This window comes from Nostoc sp., from assembly GCF_036917435.1.
Classification (GTDB): Bacteria; Cyanobacteriota; Cyanobacteriia; order Cyanobacteriales; family Nostocaceae; genus Nostoc.
Window position 1 is genome coordinate 1 of sequence record NZ_JBALDM010000021.1, and the last position, 15606, is coordinate 15606.

10 protein-coding genes are annotated in these 15606 nt (G+C 38.9%); all 10 read right to left on the reverse strand.

Features of this window, described 5'->3' with window-relative positions; all coding sequences use genetic code 11:
* Positions 1-178 precede the first annotated feature (178 nt).
* Entirely contained in the window at positions 179-976 is a 798-nt protein-coding gene (locus V7K98_RS08500) for a 2OG-Fe(II)-dependent halogenase WelO5 family protein (protein ID WP_335020693.1), read from the reverse strand.
* Between the two features lie 245 nt (positions 977-1221).
* The gene (gene proC / locus V7K98_RS08505) at positions 1222-2043 is read right to left on the reverse strand and encodes a pyrroline-5-carboxylate reductase (RefSeq protein WP_335020695.1); all 822 of its coding nucleotides are present in this window, start codon (positions 2041-2043) and stop codon (positions 1222-1224) included.
* A gap of 42 nt (positions 2044-2085) precedes the next feature.
* Positions 2086-3192: a zinc-binding dehydrogenase gene (locus V7K98_RS08510; RefSeq protein WP_335020697.1), complete on the reverse strand. Its 1107-nt coding sequence runs from the start codon at positions 3190-3192 to the stop codon at positions 2086-2088.
* A gap of 145 nt (positions 3193-3337) precedes the next feature.
* Entirely contained in the window at positions 3338-4129 is a 792-nt protein-coding gene (locus tag V7K98_RS08515) for a 2OG-Fe(II)-dependent halogenase WelO5 family protein (RefSeq protein ID WP_335020699.1), read from the reverse strand.
* A 74-nt stretch (positions 4130-4203) separates the two neighbouring features.
* A complete protein-coding gene (locus tag V7K98_RS08520) occupies positions 4204-5373 on the reverse strand; it encodes a DUF6014 family protein (RefSeq protein ID WP_335020701.1) in 1170 nt (389 codons plus the stop codon).
* Positions 5374-5423: 50 nt separating this feature from the next.
* Positions 5424-7451: an ABC transporter ATP-binding protein/permease gene (locus V7K98_RS08525; protein ID WP_335020703.1), complete on the reverse strand. Its 2028-nt coding sequence runs from the start codon at positions 7449-7451 to the stop codon at positions 5424-5426.
* 103 nt (positions 7452-7554) lie between these two features.
* A complete protein-coding gene (locus V7K98_RS08530) occupies positions 7555-8304 on the reverse strand; it encodes an SDR family oxidoreductase (protein WP_335020705.1) in 750 nt (249 codons plus the stop codon).
* A 51-nt stretch (positions 8305-8355) separates the two neighbouring features.
* A complete protein-coding gene (locus tag V7K98_RS08535) occupies positions 8356-9171 on the reverse strand; it encodes a class I SAM-dependent methyltransferase (protein WP_335020707.1) in 816 nt (271 codons plus the stop codon).
* 45 nt (positions 9172-9216) lie between these two features.
* Positions 9217-13449, reverse strand: a complete 4233-nt coding sequence (locus V7K98_RS08540) for an amino acid adenylation domain-containing protein (protein WP_335020709.1) — start codon at positions 13447-13449, stop codon at positions 9217-9219.
* Positions 13446-15323, reverse strand: a complete 1878-nt coding sequence (locus V7K98_RS08545) for an FAD-dependent monooxygenase (protein WP_335020711.1) — start codon at positions 15321-15323, stop codon at positions 13446-13448. Before V7K98_RS08545 ends, V7K98_RS08540 begins: the two co-directional genes overlap by 4 nt.
* Between the last annotated feature and the right edge of the window lie 283 nt (positions 15324-15606).

Consider the following 15606-nt stretch of genomic DNA (forward strand, 5'->3'; position numbering starts at 1 on the left):
CATCAGAGACGTTTATCTACCTTGCCATGATCCGGATCATGGTGAGGCGATTGGCATAAAATTTTACTCCTCAAAACTTTTCAAACACCCTCTAAGACTGATGTAGAACTACAGACTGTAGGGGCAATTGATGAATTGCCCCTACGTGAATAAAATGCAGCTTCACATAGAATTGGTATCAAGACCAAAAAACCAAATCACCTCCCGGCTTTTTTCCAATAAAAGAGCTAATTGTTATACGTTCTCCAATGCCTGGTAAGACTTCATGAAAATTTCGGCTGTTGAAGATGACCAAATCTCCTATAAGTGGAATATTATGTTTTACTTCTGAGTTAGCTACTAAAAAAGAATCATAGCCATAGGAACCAGGAGTTTTATATTTTTCATCTTCGGGCTGCCACTGCCGATTGTAGACTTTGCAGATACCTCCCTGGCTAGGTGCTTTGATATAGAGATTCCATACTAGCTGTGAGGTAACATTTCCTATTCCCCAATTTGGAGCGTCTAATTGAGCAAAGTCTATGTGTAGTAAGGCAATATTAATCTGACGGATCAATCCGGCAAAATAATTCCCATAAGCTTCATCTTCATAAGCAATTTGTACTTTACTTGAGACATTCTGACGCAGAGTTGTTGCCAAGCGTTTTAGCGGGTCAAAAGATAAAGAAGTTACCTGATTATAAGTTGTATTGGCTTTTTTAACTGCATCAAAATATCCCAATTTATCCCTATTTATATATTCAAATTGGGTAATTCCAATTCTTCCTATCGGTGGCTCTACATTTTTATAAAAATCAAAGCCAACTTTTTCAATTGCTAGAGCTAATTTGTGACATTCTTCAGATGAAGCAAATTTAGAAATGCGAATTGATGGAATATCGTTTCTCATCAATGCTTGGAAATTTTGATTATTCATTTCACAGTCATTTAAGCTTTGCCACTTGATTGCTCTTAGCATGGGAAATTTCTCACTCATAATTTCTTGTAAATTAAATTTTTGTCAAAATAGGGAATAATAGAAAACATCTGTAGAGTAAAATTAACCTTTTAGCAGCAGATCAATTACTAAATTTAGCTTCAAAATGTAGCTACAGTAGCTGAACAACTGTGGTTTTCATATTGTGGAATTAAGCTAAAGTTTTTTATCAAAGTTAGTATTTTTTAGTGCTGAATAATCAGTACTTGTAACTCGAAACTATCTTTGCAGTCGAGCAGACTTTTTTAACTGATATCACCTATTTGTTGAGTGCGGCTTAAAGCAGCAAGCACTGCATTAGAGATGACGGTTCGCATACCACCTTTTTCTAATTCGTAAAGACCAGCAGCAGTTACTCCCCCAGGACTAGTTACCTTGTTTCGTAAGACTGCTGGATGTTCATCAGTCTGAAACATCAGTTCTACACTGCCGGCAATTGTATGCAAGGTTAGTTCTTGGGCTTGTGTGCGAGTTAAACCCATCTGAACCCCAGCATCAATCATCGCTTCGATGTACAGAAACACAAATCCAGTCCCCGCGCTACTCAGCGCTGTTGCCATATCAAGGTAATGTTCGTTTTGGGTAGCAAATTCCTTGCCTAATGCTTGTAAAATGACTTGGGTATGCGATCGCTGTATCTCTGTCACACTTGATGATGCGCTCCATACCGTAGTTCCATGACCAACTTGTACTGCAATATTTGGCATTGTACGGACAACGGCAGCATGATTCAACCCTTGACACAGAGATGCAATACCCACTCCACCCACAATACTAATTACTAAAGTATCAGGTGAAATTTTATCCTTCAGCATAGCCATAACAGATCCTAACACCTGCGGCTTCACCGCCAATATCACAATGGATGCGCCTTTTATCGCTTCTATATTACTGGTTGTAGTACGGATTCCATATTCCTTTTCCAAATGAAGGCATCGCGTAGAAAGTGGATCGCTGACAATAATTAGATCAGGTTTTGGGACAATTTTCGTTGATAACAATCTAGTCATGATCATTTCGCCCATCGTCCCACCACCGATAAAGGCAATTTTTAAATCTTCGAGCATATCTTCTCCCTATTACACAAGTTGTTTAATCTGTTCTTGTTATCAAGATAGATTGGGAACAATCACAGCTTTTAATACAGAGCCTTTTTCTACATCTGCGAGTGCTTGATTAATTTCGTTTAGTGTGTATGAACGACTAATTAGACTTTCCCAAGCAACATTTTTGCTGGAATCACTATGACGTTTTAGTAATTCAATCATTCTGTAAAAATGGCTAAAATCAATTCCCCAAGTTCCACGAATATCAATATGTTTGAGATTAATCTCTAAGTGTGGATTGATGAGAATCTCACCAGTGTTTGTGTAATGCCCGACAATAACATAGCGACCTCCATTTCTCGTCATATTCAAGCCTTCTTTGACAGCAATAGGAATGCCTGTTGCTTCAATAGTCACATCAGCACCATGTCCGTGCGTTAATTTCAAAACCCGCTCAATATGTTGTCGTGGATCGTTAGCCTTAATTACAAGGGTTTCATCGACTCCAAAAGATTTTGCAGTTACTAATCGGCTCTCGAATTTATCAATGACAATTACTTTGCCTGCACCTGATAGCAAAGCTAGAATTGCCACACTCAAACCTACAGGGCCACAACCTTGCACCACAACAACATCACCAATTTGAATCTGCGCTCGATCGATAGCGTGTAATGCAGTTGGTAAAGCACATCCCCCAGCAATAAATTGCCTTGGTGAGACTTCTTCGGGTAGGATTAAAACTTTAACCCCTGGTTTGAGGTAAATCACTTCAGACCAACCGCCGAGTAAGCCCTCATTCGCTGAGTAAGTGACACCATAAACTTTGCGTTGAGGACAGCGAGTTGATGCTTTAGCTACTAGACAATACCAGCAGTTGTAACAGGTTTCGTGAACATCTAAAAAGGTAGCGATCGCTCCAGGGTGAATTAACTTACCATTGACATCACAAAGAATTCCACCTGTTTCTACCACACGACCAACACAGAAGTGACCGGGAATAATTGGATAGGGTACTCCCTCTAAATGCCCACGCAGTAGATGTACATCAGTTCCACAAACCTCAGAATATAAGGTTTCAATAATGATCCCACCCTTTTCCATAATCGGGTATGGTAATTGTTGCACTTCGACTGGTTGGTTAGGTGCAGTCATCACAGCTGCTAAGGGCATGAATCACTTCCTTACTGTATTTTCCAAATTGCCAATTGTCTTATCAAGTAATTTTAGATTTTAGATTTTGGATTGTTAGAAAAACAAGCCCCGGAATTTATTGATGGGGATAATCCAAAATCCAAAATTGTATAACTTATTAGCTTCAAGACCAGAAAATAATTTCACCGTTAGGAAGTAATCCAATCATGGAAGTAAAAGCTACACGTTGTCCATTCATCGGCTCAACATAGTGAAAGTTTGTTGTATTGAAAAGCAATACATCTCCGACATAAGGCTGGAAAGCGATCGCATCTGCATCTGCAAGCACTTGATCGCTATATCCGTAGGAGTCTAGTTTATATTGCTCATCTTCTGGTTGCCATTGGCGATCGTAAATGCACGTTTTACCATGACTATTGGGAGACAACTTTAAATACAAAGTCCAGGAAAGTTGAGCAGTAATTGTACAAACTTCCCATTCAGATTGTTCCAATGGGGCAAAATCTATATGAAGTTGAGTACCATGTTCTATTTTTCTGATCAATCCTGCATAATAACTACCATAAAATGGTTCCGAAGCAATTCGCACTTTCGCGCCACACTCTCGGAATTTTGCCATTATGCGCTCCAATGGATTAAAAGAAGCTGCAAAAATGGAGTCTCTTAATTTAGTTGCTTGTTCTACTTCTTTAAAATAATTTGCTTTACTAATGGTGTTATATTCAAACACTGTTATGCCAACTTTTTCAATTTTAGGAGTGACATCTTGATAAGCGTTAAAATTGAGTAATTGAGATTGAATATATAACATCTCACACTCTTCGGGTGTTGCAAAATCTTTCAACCGAATCAGAGGAATTCGGTGTTCAAGCAGCATTTTTAAAGATTCTGTAGTTAGGGGATACTCTTGCTTTTTTTCCCACAATGCCGATTTAATCTGATTAGAAGTAGTCATGATTTAGTTCCTTCTTTTTTATATTTAAGATTGACTGTTGTCTTCAATATTATTGCGATTGCAACAACATGAAATTATTGTAACTGCGCCCAAATCCCTTGACAGCGTTCCATAACTAGCCCCTGAAAAATCGATTGAGTTGATGGATGAATATCTATTTTGTACAGATAGAAAATACCTGTAGGACTTTTTAAGTTTAATTCTCTTCGAGTCAGAGATAATGCTTGAGCCCGATGGAGTTCCACAGCTTGAAGTAAACCTGAATAACTCAAATTCCTTAAAGCTAATTGACCATTTTTAGTAACATATATAGCATCATTTTGAAAAAGATATTCTAAGCTGATCAGGCTAGCATATACATCCGTATCTTTTTCTATGCCTCCTAAACGGTGAGCATCTAAGCCAAAGCGAATACAGAAATTGACAGCTACCAACTTTCCAGCTTCTTGTGCAGGTAAAATACAAGCTGCAAACTCAAATCCTAAACTATCAGATCGCCATTCTTCTACACCAGCATAGTAATAGTTTTGAAAAAGGTTGTGTTTTACCTTAAAGTCAAATCCCAAACCACTTGCATGTCCTGCTTCATGAACTTGAGTGTCGATATGGCGATAGCGTTCACCATTGATTTCGTCTTCTAAGGGGCCTAATAGTAAATTAGCTGTTTCATATTCAAATACTTTTTGGATGCATTGGCGGCTAGAACCTAAAAAACGTCGTTGCTGCTGGCTAGCATTATTTAATGCTGGGCCACAAACACTGTTAGGAAAAGGCCATCCATTTGGGACGATGAAAGCTTCACCACTTTCCCCACTAGTGTTACCGCAACTAGCAATCTCAGTAAAAGAAAGGTTTCTAGGAATTGCTTGGCCTAGTGTTCCAAATTTTTCTCGACAGAGATTTTCTAATTGTTCAATAGATGGCTGGCAATTATCGTGCATTTTGCCGTAAATTGCACTTAAAGCCACTGGGTTTTGGCATTGTCGATTTATTTGGTAAGGTGCGATTATCAAGAAATAACCGTTTTTACCAATAAAATCCATATTGATAAAGTCTTCAGACAAAATACTCCAGTCGTTATTTTCTAAAGCATCTGCTGTTTTGAGTAACCAAGCTGGAGGAAGTTCATAAGATTGCGCTGCTTCTTGACGGAGTTTTTTGATAGCAATGGTAATTTCATTTTGCTCAATAAATTGGACTATTTGTTTGGCTAATTCTTGTTTATCTACAAAAATTATTGTCATTTTTTATGCCTAATATTGAAATTGTGTTACCTAAAAAGCATGAGTAACCACTAAACTCTTAACCATTTCAAAACTTTGGGGTCTTTGTTGTAGTAGTAGTTAAACCCGTCCTCGGCAGTAATGGACTTACCAAGGCTTGCTTTACTTCTAATACTTCCAAGAGAATAGTCTGTTAATGCCTGCATTTCTTTATGAGAAAAGCCTTCAGTAGTGAATTTTACTACCCCAATTTCTGGTTGAATTTGAGATTCCTGATTAGAAAAATCATCTATTTTAATTTGAGCATTGTGAGAGGGATTAGAGGCAATTTCAGTTGTTTTTTGCCGCCGATAATCTTGTACTGTTACAAGTTGCCAACTAGAATCTTGTGAAAGTTCTAGAACCCATTGATGATAATTAAATAAACTTTCCCGATGTCCAACGCTGATAAATGTTGTTTTTGCCTCTTGTAATTGTTGATATAAATTTCCTTCATTTTTCAAATCTAAAGCACTGGTCGCTTCATCTAAGATGGTGAAGCTAGGATGAGTAACTAATAGCCGTGCGAATGCCAAACGTTGTTGTTCTCCCAGCGATAATATGTTCTCCCAAGGAACCTCTGTATCGAAACCATTGACTCGACTGAGCAAGTTTTGCAGGTTGACTTGTTGCAAAACTTCTTCGAGTTCGCGATCGCTCATTTTGCGAGTTGTCTGAGGATAGAGTAACTGTTCGCGTAAAGTTCCCAAAATTATATAAGGACGCTGAGGTAAGAATAAGACTTGCTCTAAGGGAGGTCGTACCAGGCGGCCAGTTCCTGCATTCCACAAACCAGCGATCGCTCTCAACAGAGAACTTTTACCTCGACCACTCGGCCCAACAATCAATAAACCTTCTCCAGGTTGAACAGACAGTGACAAATCTTCAACAATCACCTGCTCGTAGTTGGGAGTTTGTAAAGTGACATGCTCAAAAGCGAGATGGTTTTCTTCTATTGTTTTAATAGTACTGACATTCTCTGGTTCTTTAGTTACTTCTTCTAAAGCATTTGAAAACTCTGCTAAACGATCAACGTAACTAGAAAATCTTCCTGAAGTTCCAAATTCAGTGATTAATTCTCCCAAAGCAATAGCAAACATATTAGAAGCTAAAGCGGCTTGTCCAAGTTCTCCAAAATCAATTTCATCTCTAATATATAAAGGTGCAAGTACTAAAAATGGGAATATCTGGATAACAGATTGATATCCTCGACTAAAAATTTCTGTACCTCTTTCCCAACTTATCTTGCTTTCTATGTTTTTGATCAGATTATTAAATCGACGCTGAATTATATTTGATTCTTGTTTTTCTCCCCGAAAAAAAGCTATTGATTCAGCATGATTACGAACATGACTCAAAGCATAATTATAGTCGGCTTTAAATACGAGTTCATCTTGATTAATTTTATTTAATTTTTGATTTAAGTAAACAGCAATCAAATTTCCTAAGATCGTATAACCAACAAGAATAAGAGCAATTTCTTGAGAAATTGTCCACATAATTATTAAAAAAGTTCCCATTTCTAGCAGTTTTTCTAGAAAAGTAGCTGAAAAATTTAAAGCGCTACTAGTAACAGGTTCAATTTCTTGAGATAAACGCTGATCTGGGTTATCTACATCGGATCTAAAGTTAATTTTATAATAAGCACGATTACTTAAATATTTATCTAAGGTTTGATTGTTTAGCCATTTGTACCAATCAAGAGCAATTTTTTTTCTGACAAATTTAGAAAATCCTACTAAAAGTGTTACCAAAACCAGCCCAACAATATTGACTGATAAGATATTAATGAACTTAGAATAATCTTTTTCTTGAATCAGAGTATCGACCAAATAACGACCAACAAAACTATTAAAAGCAGTTACACCGACAAGGGCGATTATTAGTAATATCAGGATAATCAACATTCCCCAGGTGCGAAGAACGTCTGGAAATGATCTTTCCCCTGGCTCGGTTGGATACCAGTAAGGGCCGGCAATCGCTTTTATATCTTTCCAGAATTGAGTCAAATCTGAAAAAATATTTGTTGTGGGTTGAGTTTGAATAACTTGGCTTGGCATATTTTAGAAATCAACTGAAATCTCTGATATCAAATAAATTATGAATCGTAAATGCTTAATAAAAAATTTATTTTTCATAATTCATAATTTGAGTAAATGGTGATTACAGCAAAGTTACACCGCCATCCACAGGCAAAACAACCCCTGTCATGTAGGGATTCGCAATCAGACTTAACACTGCTTGCGCCACTTCTTCAGCTTTACCAAGATGCTGGACAGGTAAAGATGTTTCAGCCCATTTTGTTAAGTCTGAGCGTTCGGACTCGCTTTGACTACTCCAAATACTTGGATCTTCTATGAGTCCGGGAGCAATTACATTGACTCGAATTGGTGCAATTTCTAATGCCAGCGATCGCCCGAAAGTTGCAATTGCACCATTGGCGGCTGCGATCGCAGAAATCCCTCCCATTTTTGAAGATTTAAAGATGGTGACGCTGGATGTGAGAGTAATAGAGCCGTCAGCCGCTATATTTTTCAGCGATGCACGCACAGCAAAAAACGTTCCCCAGAATTTCTCCATTGCACCTTGAGCCGTTTGTGTAGTCATTTCTGCTAGGAGCGATCGCGGCATATTTCTGTCGCCCATAGCCGTTACCACCAAATGATCGAAGTTTCCGATCTGCTCAAAAAAACCATTGACTGAATCCTCATTCACCAGATCGACAGTTTTGCCCTGAATCTCTCCAGAGATCAACGCCAGCGCCTCAGTTAATTTCTCTTGAGATGAGTGGGAAAGGATAACCTTTGCCCCCAGTTCTACCATTTTTTGAGCGATCGCGATATCTACCCCTGAACTGATGCCAATAATCACCACTTTCTTACCCGATAGCGACTGAAACATTGTTTGCCTCATAAAATTAAAAAGTTATGTAATCTATTTTTCAATCACGAAAACTGTTATCTCTCAGAAATTTGTTACTGGTTTCTTTGCTGAAACCAATAAATAATCTATAGATGAAGTATTTAGCAAACCATCTATAGCATCCACATTTAACTGATAAGCTTCTTCATCTATATCTCCGGCCGCAAATTCATTTAAAAGCCAAGATTTTAGATAACGGTAATGGGTTTTCCAACACTCATCTGTTACATTTACCAATTCTAAAATTTGTAATCCTGCCTGTTGGCAAAGATTTTTATACTCCTCAATATCTTTGACAATATTTTTGGGAGTAATAATCCAATCACCGAAATACTGGATATTTTCAAAAATGATATCAGAGAGAATCAGATTACCTCCTGGCTTCAATACCCGCGCTGCCTCTTTGAAAAACTTCTCCCTAGTATCAAAGTAGAATGCTGCTTCAACACATATAATGTTATCGAAAAAATTATCCTCAAATTCCATCTGCACGGCATCCATGCAAATTAAGTTACAGCCTGGTGCATTAGCTGTACTTCTTTCAAGTTGCTTGGTGGAAATATTAATACCAACAACGTCAGCAGGCGAGTAATACTTGAGTAGATAACTGGTAGTTGCTCCTAAACCGCAGCCAACATCAAGGATAGTGCCCTTTTTTTCTGGAATAAATGCTAAAAGCTTTTCCATCAGGTTAAAACAGGCTGACTGCTGATTTTGAGTATCAGAGAGCCAATAACCTACATTAAAAAACTCTTCTTGTCCGAATATCTTTCTAGTCCCCGGATTTAAAATTAAACTGTCAAATTGGCTAATATATTCGCTTTTATCCATTGTTATTTGTTGTTTGTTGTTTGTCATTTGTTATTCACCACGCCTCACTCATTCCTTCGTTCCCCCAATTTCCTATTTCCATGCCTTCTTGATGGAATCTTTCAAATGTTCGGCTAAAACTTGGACATGGGGTTCAGCCATAATCGTAATATGGTTTCCTAGTACAAAATTGATATCCACTGGTTGGGAACAAAACTCGCTCCAGCCCAAGGATAAGTCATCTGAATCTTTGGTATTTAAATGATTATTAGGGTCTTCTGGCATATCCTCTTTAGCCCGTATAATCGTAAGTTTACCTGGATAAATCTGTTTTGGTACATAATCAACTAAACACAAACAGCTAGTTTTATAAGCTTGTACAAGATTTTTAAGTTCCGTAGTTTGAGCATTAGGAGGCAATATATTTGCCATTTTGAAATAGTGTAAAAGGTATTTTAGTTTCTCCTCACTAGTCAAGGTTTGGAGAGTCTCGTAGGAAATATCAACGTTTTTATCTAAATAAAGTTTTATTCCTTTGCTCACCTCAGCTAGCCACATATCATCATCCCAATCAATGTAATCAGCAAGGAATTGCTTGTCTTTATAAGTTGATGCAGATGCATCAATTACAACTAATAGAGCAACTTCATGTCCCTGAGCAACTAACTGCTGGGCCATTTCAAAAACTACATTACCTCCATAAGAATGCCCTCCCAAAAAGTATGGCCCTTGCGGTTGCACAGCTTGCATTGCTTGAATGTAATGACTCGCTATATCTTCAAGTCGGGGGTCTGGCTCTAATTCATGTAGATTATTTTCAAAACTATATAACGGTTGGTCTAGCCCTAAATAACGCCCTAAGTGATAGAAGTAGAAAGGCTTGCCAGGAGCGCCTGGAACGCAGAAGAAAGGTAAGTTTGAACCATTTGGCTGAAGTGCTACTAAACAAGAAGAATTAGAATCATCCGATTCTTTTTGTACAATTGTTGCCAACTGTTCAATAGTTGGATTTTGAAAAAGGGTTGTTAAGGGCAAATTTTTCCCAAACTGCTGCTGAATTTGATCCATTAAGTAGGCAGCTAAAAGGGAATGACCGCCAAGGTCAAAAAAGTTATCTTGTACTCCTACTTTGTCAACCTTAAGAGTTTTTGACCAGATTTGTACTAGTTGCAGTTCTAATTGGTTACGGGGTTGAACAAATTTTTTGAAGCTACTAATGTTAGTAATTGCTCTTAATGCGCGGTGATCTACTTTACCGTTAGGAGTTAAGGGCAAGGACTCTAAAATGACAAAAGCATTAGGAACCATGTATGTAGGTAGTTTATCTGCAAGGAACTGACGCAGTTCGCCTGGTGTAATTGTCGCCTCTTTTTGCAGCACTACGTAGCCAATTAAGCGCTTCTCACCTGGGGTATCTTCGCGGACAATGACGCAAGATATTTGCACATCGCTATGTTGCCTCAGTACTGCTTCAATTTCTCCCAATTCGATGCGGAAACCACGAATTTTTACCTGATTATCGATGCGCCTTAAGTATTCGATGTTACCGTCAGGTAGATAACAGGCCAAATCCCCAGTTTTATATAATTTACTGCCTGCCTCCTCAAAGGGATTGGGGATAAATTTCTCATCAGTCAATTCTGGACGGTTGAGATACCCTCTTGCTAATCCTGCACCACCAAGATGTAATTCTCCTGGCACACCCACAGGAACTGGTTCCAGATACTCGTCTAAGATGTAGATTTGTGTGTTGGCAATAGGTCTTCCAATGGGGATAGTTGTAGCTGTAGTTGGTAAATTTTCTACCAAGTACCAAGAAGAAAAAGTGGTGTTTTCTGTTGGCCCATAGACATGCAATAGTTGCTGTGGAGCGCCTTTTTCTAATACTTCTTGCACCCATTTGGGATCAACCGCTTCACCACCAAATAGTAGATATTTTAAAGAACTAAATGCCTGTGGGACAAAACTGGCTAACTGATTGAATAAAGCTGTGGTTAAAAATAACACGCTAATCTCTTGGCTGCGGATATTTACAGCAAATTCTTGAGGTGAAAGTAATACAGATTGAGGGATAATAACCAGCTTGGCTCCGTGTAGCAATGCTCCCCAAATTTCAAAGGTTGCAGCATCAAAAGCAATGTTTGCAGCTTGAGCAATGCCATCGCTAGAAGATAACTGTATATAGTTGGTATTTAACACCAGTCGATTTACAGCCTGATGAGTAACGACGACTCCCTTGGGTTTCCCTGTAGAACCGGAAGTATAAATCACATAGGATAAGTTTTCTGAAGTGATTGTGCTGTTGAGATTGTCTTGATTTACGCTCTGCAAGTCTGCGTCTAAGCAGATGACACGAACCTGATGTTGAGAAAGTGACTCTACTAATTTCTCTTGAGTCAACAGCACTTTTACATCAGTGTCTGCGAGCATAAAGCTTAAACGCTCTTGGGGATATTCTGGGTCAAGTGGCACATAAGCACCACCCGCTTTGAGAATTCCCAACATTCCCACAATCATTAAAGGCGATCGCTCCACACACAACCCAACTAGTACATCTGCTCCCACACCCAAAGAGCGCAAGTAATGGGCTAACTGGTTAGCGCGACAATTTAACTCACCATAAGTCAGTTGTTGATTTTCAAATACCACCGCTACTGCATCAGGTGTACGCTCAACCTGCTCCTCAAACAACTGATGAATACATTTATCAGATGAATAGTCGGTTTGAGTATCGTTCCACTCCACCAACAATTGATGACGTTCTGCTGCACTCAACAGTGGTAATTCAGAAATTCGCGCTTTCGGATTGGCGACAATTGCTTGGATTAAAGGTTTAAAATCTTTACCTATCCGGGTAATTGTAGCCGCATCAAATAAATCAGTGTTATAGCACCAAACACCCTCCAGACCTCCGGGAACTTCCCAGAAGTTGACTTCCAGGTCAAATCTGACTTTTACATCAATTGGCAAGGACATATTCTGGATAGTTAAACCTGGCAAATTGCTAGAAGACTGTGGGGTATTCTGGAGCGAGAACAGCACTTGTACCAGGGGATTACGACTCAAATCTCGATCTACCTGTAATTTTTCCACCAACATTTCAAAGGGTAAGTCTTGGTGGGCATAAGCTGACAACGTAGTTTGCCGCACTTGCGCTAAAAAGTCAGCAAAGCTGGGGTTTCCAGAGAGATCGCCCCTTAGTGCTAGGGTGTTAGCAAAAAATCCCATTAGCTGCTCGACGCTTTTGCTGTTGCGGTTAGCGATGGGGGAGCCAACAACAATATCTAACTGACCGCTATAACGAGAGAGCAAGACCAAAAAAGCTGCTAGTAGGGTCATAAACAGAGTTGTCTCTGACTCCTGACTCAGTTGCTTAAGGCGTTGTGTGAGGTCGCGATCTAATAGAAAAGACTCAACTGCACCCTGAAAAGACTGAACTGGGGGGCGTGAGCGATGCCTACGGCCAGTTTCGCTAACGTTAGGTAGTTCTAATACGGGAGGGACACCCGCTAACTGTTTTTGCCAGTAATTGAGTTGGCGATCGAGGACTTCGCCTGTCAACCACTGACGTTGCCAAAAAGCAAAGTCGGCATACTGGATGGGTAATTCCGGTAGTGGGGAGGGCAATCCTTGAGCGAAGGCTGTATATAACTGAGATAATTCACCGAAGAAGATATTCAAAGACCAGCCATCGTAGATAATGTGGTGCATCTTCAACAGCAATACATACTCTTGTTCACTCAGTTGCAGTAGGGTGAATTGTACTAATGGCCCCACAGCTAAATCGAACGGCTGGGACGCAATCGACTTCGCCATTTCTCGAATGTGAGTAGTTTGTTCTTCGGCTGACAACCCTTGTAAGTCATGGATTGGCAAATTTAAGGCAGTAGGAGGGGCAATTAGCTGGATCGGTTTTCCGTCTACCGTGGGGAAACTGGTTCTTAAGACTTCGTGGCGGCGAAGGAGTTCATTCAGGCTCTGTGAGAGTGCAGCTATATTGGGTGAGCCATCTAGCCGCATAGCCTCCAGCATATTGTAAGAATGACTGTCGGGTGAAAGCTGGTGCAAAAACCAGAGCCTCTGCTGGGCAAAAGAGAGGGGTAAATCTTGATCTCGTGAGACGGGAGTAATGGCTGATTCAACAGAGCTAAAGGGCGTTTTCGCTTGTTTTAAAAAGGCGAGAATTTCAGGTTTCTTTGTCCCTATTTCTTGCTTAATTTCTGTTGTCATCGCTCCCTTGGGAGCATGATATTTTAGCTTCTCTTCCTCAAGCCAAATTTTGATATCTAAACTATTTAAATAAGACAAAAACTCTATTACTTTCATTTGCCAATTGCTCCCCAAAGTTGTTGTTGAATCAAGTCTAAATTGCGGGGTTCGCTCTTGGGATCAAAAAGTCCATCAGCCTCCCATTTACTAGCATCTAGGCTAATAGCCCAAGCATTTAACCATGAGCTAGAGTTAACTTTAGGTAACATTTCTGGCATGGTATCTTCTAATGCTAGTTTGAAAATAACTTGCGCCACTTCTTCGACTAATTTTAGGCTAATAAGATAATCTTCAATAATTTCTGACTGTGTTTTGTTGTATTTTAAATTACGGGTTCGCAGTTCATTAACAAAGGGAATAGCTAAATAATCAATAAATTCAAAGTTAACCCGATGCAAAGATTTATTAGCCCAGTCTCGGAATAAATTTTGCATCCGATAGGAAAGGGGGAAAAACTTTGCATTTAGCTGTTGAACTTTTATTCTAAATTCCTGATCGAGGAAGATGGAATTAAACATCATCAAACCACTGAATGTCCATCCCGACAAAACATCCCAGATAAATTTTGATGACATTACTATTCCGTTACCCAGACAATTATAGGCATTTTGAATATTAAACGTTACCCCATCGCTATAGCTTAGGTAAAAGTTATTAGCATCTTCAACTGTATCCTGAACAAGCTTCCCTTCAAGGTCAAGTTCAATCATCTGGGTAGTTAATGAATTACCAAAACCAATATTATCTGTACCTGGAGAATAAAATGGATCTGGAAATGTACCAGCTTCCCCTACACAAGCCCAACGATTGATGGAAAATACTTGTTTAGATGAGTAGCTATATTTTGGCATTTTCCGAAAGTCTTCGGGTTGTTTATCTTTTAGGTGAAAAGCCAAAATTGATTCGTTTTTCTTTAACCACTGATATGTCAGTTCGTAGTTATGATAATTTTTCAAAGGATGAATGTCTTGACGAGCGACAATCCCAATACTGGTATAACCAGTAGACAAGGGAATTGTCCAAACCCAGTATCCTTTACCGCATAAATGATTGGTGGAATAATAACGGTTTTTGTTAGGAACGCGATTATGCCATTTTTCCTCACTACTAGGCACAAAATCGCTGACATCAAAGCGACCTTCAACCCGAAACCAAACAGCACTAAATTGATCGTTGTTAGGTTTATCTAAGCCCAGTTTCCTTTGAAGAAATCGCCGGCGGCCCATTGCATCAACTACCCACCTAGCTTTAATTATGTTGGTTGTTTTATGCTCTCCATCTCCTTGAGTATAAACAATTTTATGATGTTGCTGTAATCCGGCTGCGAGATCAATATCATTAACTAAACAATTTTCCCGTAATTCTATTCCCGCTTCTAGATTAAACTCGCGTAAATCATTTTCAAATTTACCCCTGTCTATTTGATAAGAATTGGGGGCATGAAACTCTGATAGTCCGAGTTCAGGTCTTTTTTGGAAATTAGTCTCCCAATTGTTGAAAAAATATCGCAATCCTAGCTTAGTTAAATGTTGCTGTTCAAAGTAATCGGTTAAATGAAGAGTATTAGCTAAATAGAAAGCTCCTACTTCAACAGTTGACTCTCCCACTTTAAAAGTAGCTTCCGGTAAAGGACGAGTCATTCTATCGAGAACGACAATCGAAATATTAGGATTTTGAAGTTTTAACTGTCGTGCTAGGGTTAAACCTGCTAAACCACCGCCACAGATAGCGACATCATAAGCTTTTTCTTGATTGAAATCTTCAGATTCTTGGCGTAATAATGCGATTAATTCTTCCTTGCTCTCCTTTAATATTCCCAGTAATTCTGGTGTCATTGTTCCTTGAGGAGAACGATAACGTAATTTATCATCTTCAAGCCATATTTTTATACCTAAATGATTGAGATGAGACAAAAAATCAACTGTTTTCATGTGTTTTATTTTACCAATATTTATCCATCCATGTAGGAGTTTTGAAAATTCTCGTTTAGGTTTTTAACAGAGAACAGGAATCTATAAATTTACTTTGTTGTTTCATCAAATTCACTAAGACTGCAATGGTAACAAATCTGTTTGGTAAACAGTTTTTCATAATTCTCCTTCTTCGTAATCTTCTTGTGTTTTTGTAATGGATAGTTGACCATTTTGTGCTGTAGAAACTACTTCAATGATTTGGGCTAAGTTAGCTACCGTTGGGTACTCAAGGAAATTTTGT

Excerpts from the sequence above, each read along its gene's own strand:
- V7K98_RS08510 (WP_335020697.1), bottom strand. The coding sequence starts at position 3,192 with ATGCCCTTAGCAGCTGTGATGACTGCACCTAACCAACCAGTCGAAGTG.
- proC (WP_335020695.1), bottom strand. The coding sequence starts at position 2,043 with ATGCTCGAAGATTTAAAAATTGCCTTTATCGGTGGTGGGACGATGGGC.
- V7K98_RS08525 (WP_335020703.1), bottom strand. The coding sequence starts at position 7,451 with ATGCCAAGCCAAGTTATTCAAACTCAACCCACAACAAATATTTTTTCA.
- V7K98_RS08515 (WP_335020699.1), bottom strand. The coding sequence starts at position 4,129 with ATGACTACTTCTAATCAGATTAAATCGGCATTGTGGGAAAAAAAGCAA.
- V7K98_RS08530 (WP_335020705.1), bottom strand. The coding sequence starts at position 8,304 with ATGAGGCAAACAATGTTTCAGTCGCTATCGGGTAAGAAAGTGGTGATT.
- V7K98_RS08500 (WP_335020693.1), bottom strand. The coding sequence starts at position 976 with ATGAGTGAGAAATTTCCCATGCTAAGAGCAATCAAGTGGCAAAGCTTA.
- V7K98_RS08520 (WP_335020701.1), bottom strand. The coding sequence starts at position 5,373 with ATGACAATAATTTTTGTAGATAAACAAGAATTAGCCAAACAAATAGTC.
- V7K98_RS08545 (WP_335020711.1), bottom strand. The coding sequence starts at position 15,323 with ATGAAAACAGTTGATTTTTTGTCTCATCTCAATCATTTAGGTATAAAA.
- V7K98_RS08540 (WP_335020709.1), bottom strand. The coding sequence starts at position 13,449 with ATGAAAGTAATAGAGTTTTTGTCTTATTTAAATAGTTTAGATATCAAA.
- V7K98_RS08535 (WP_335020707.1), bottom strand. The coding sequence starts at position 9,171 with ATGACAAACAACAAACAACAAATAACAATGGATAAAAGCGAATATATT.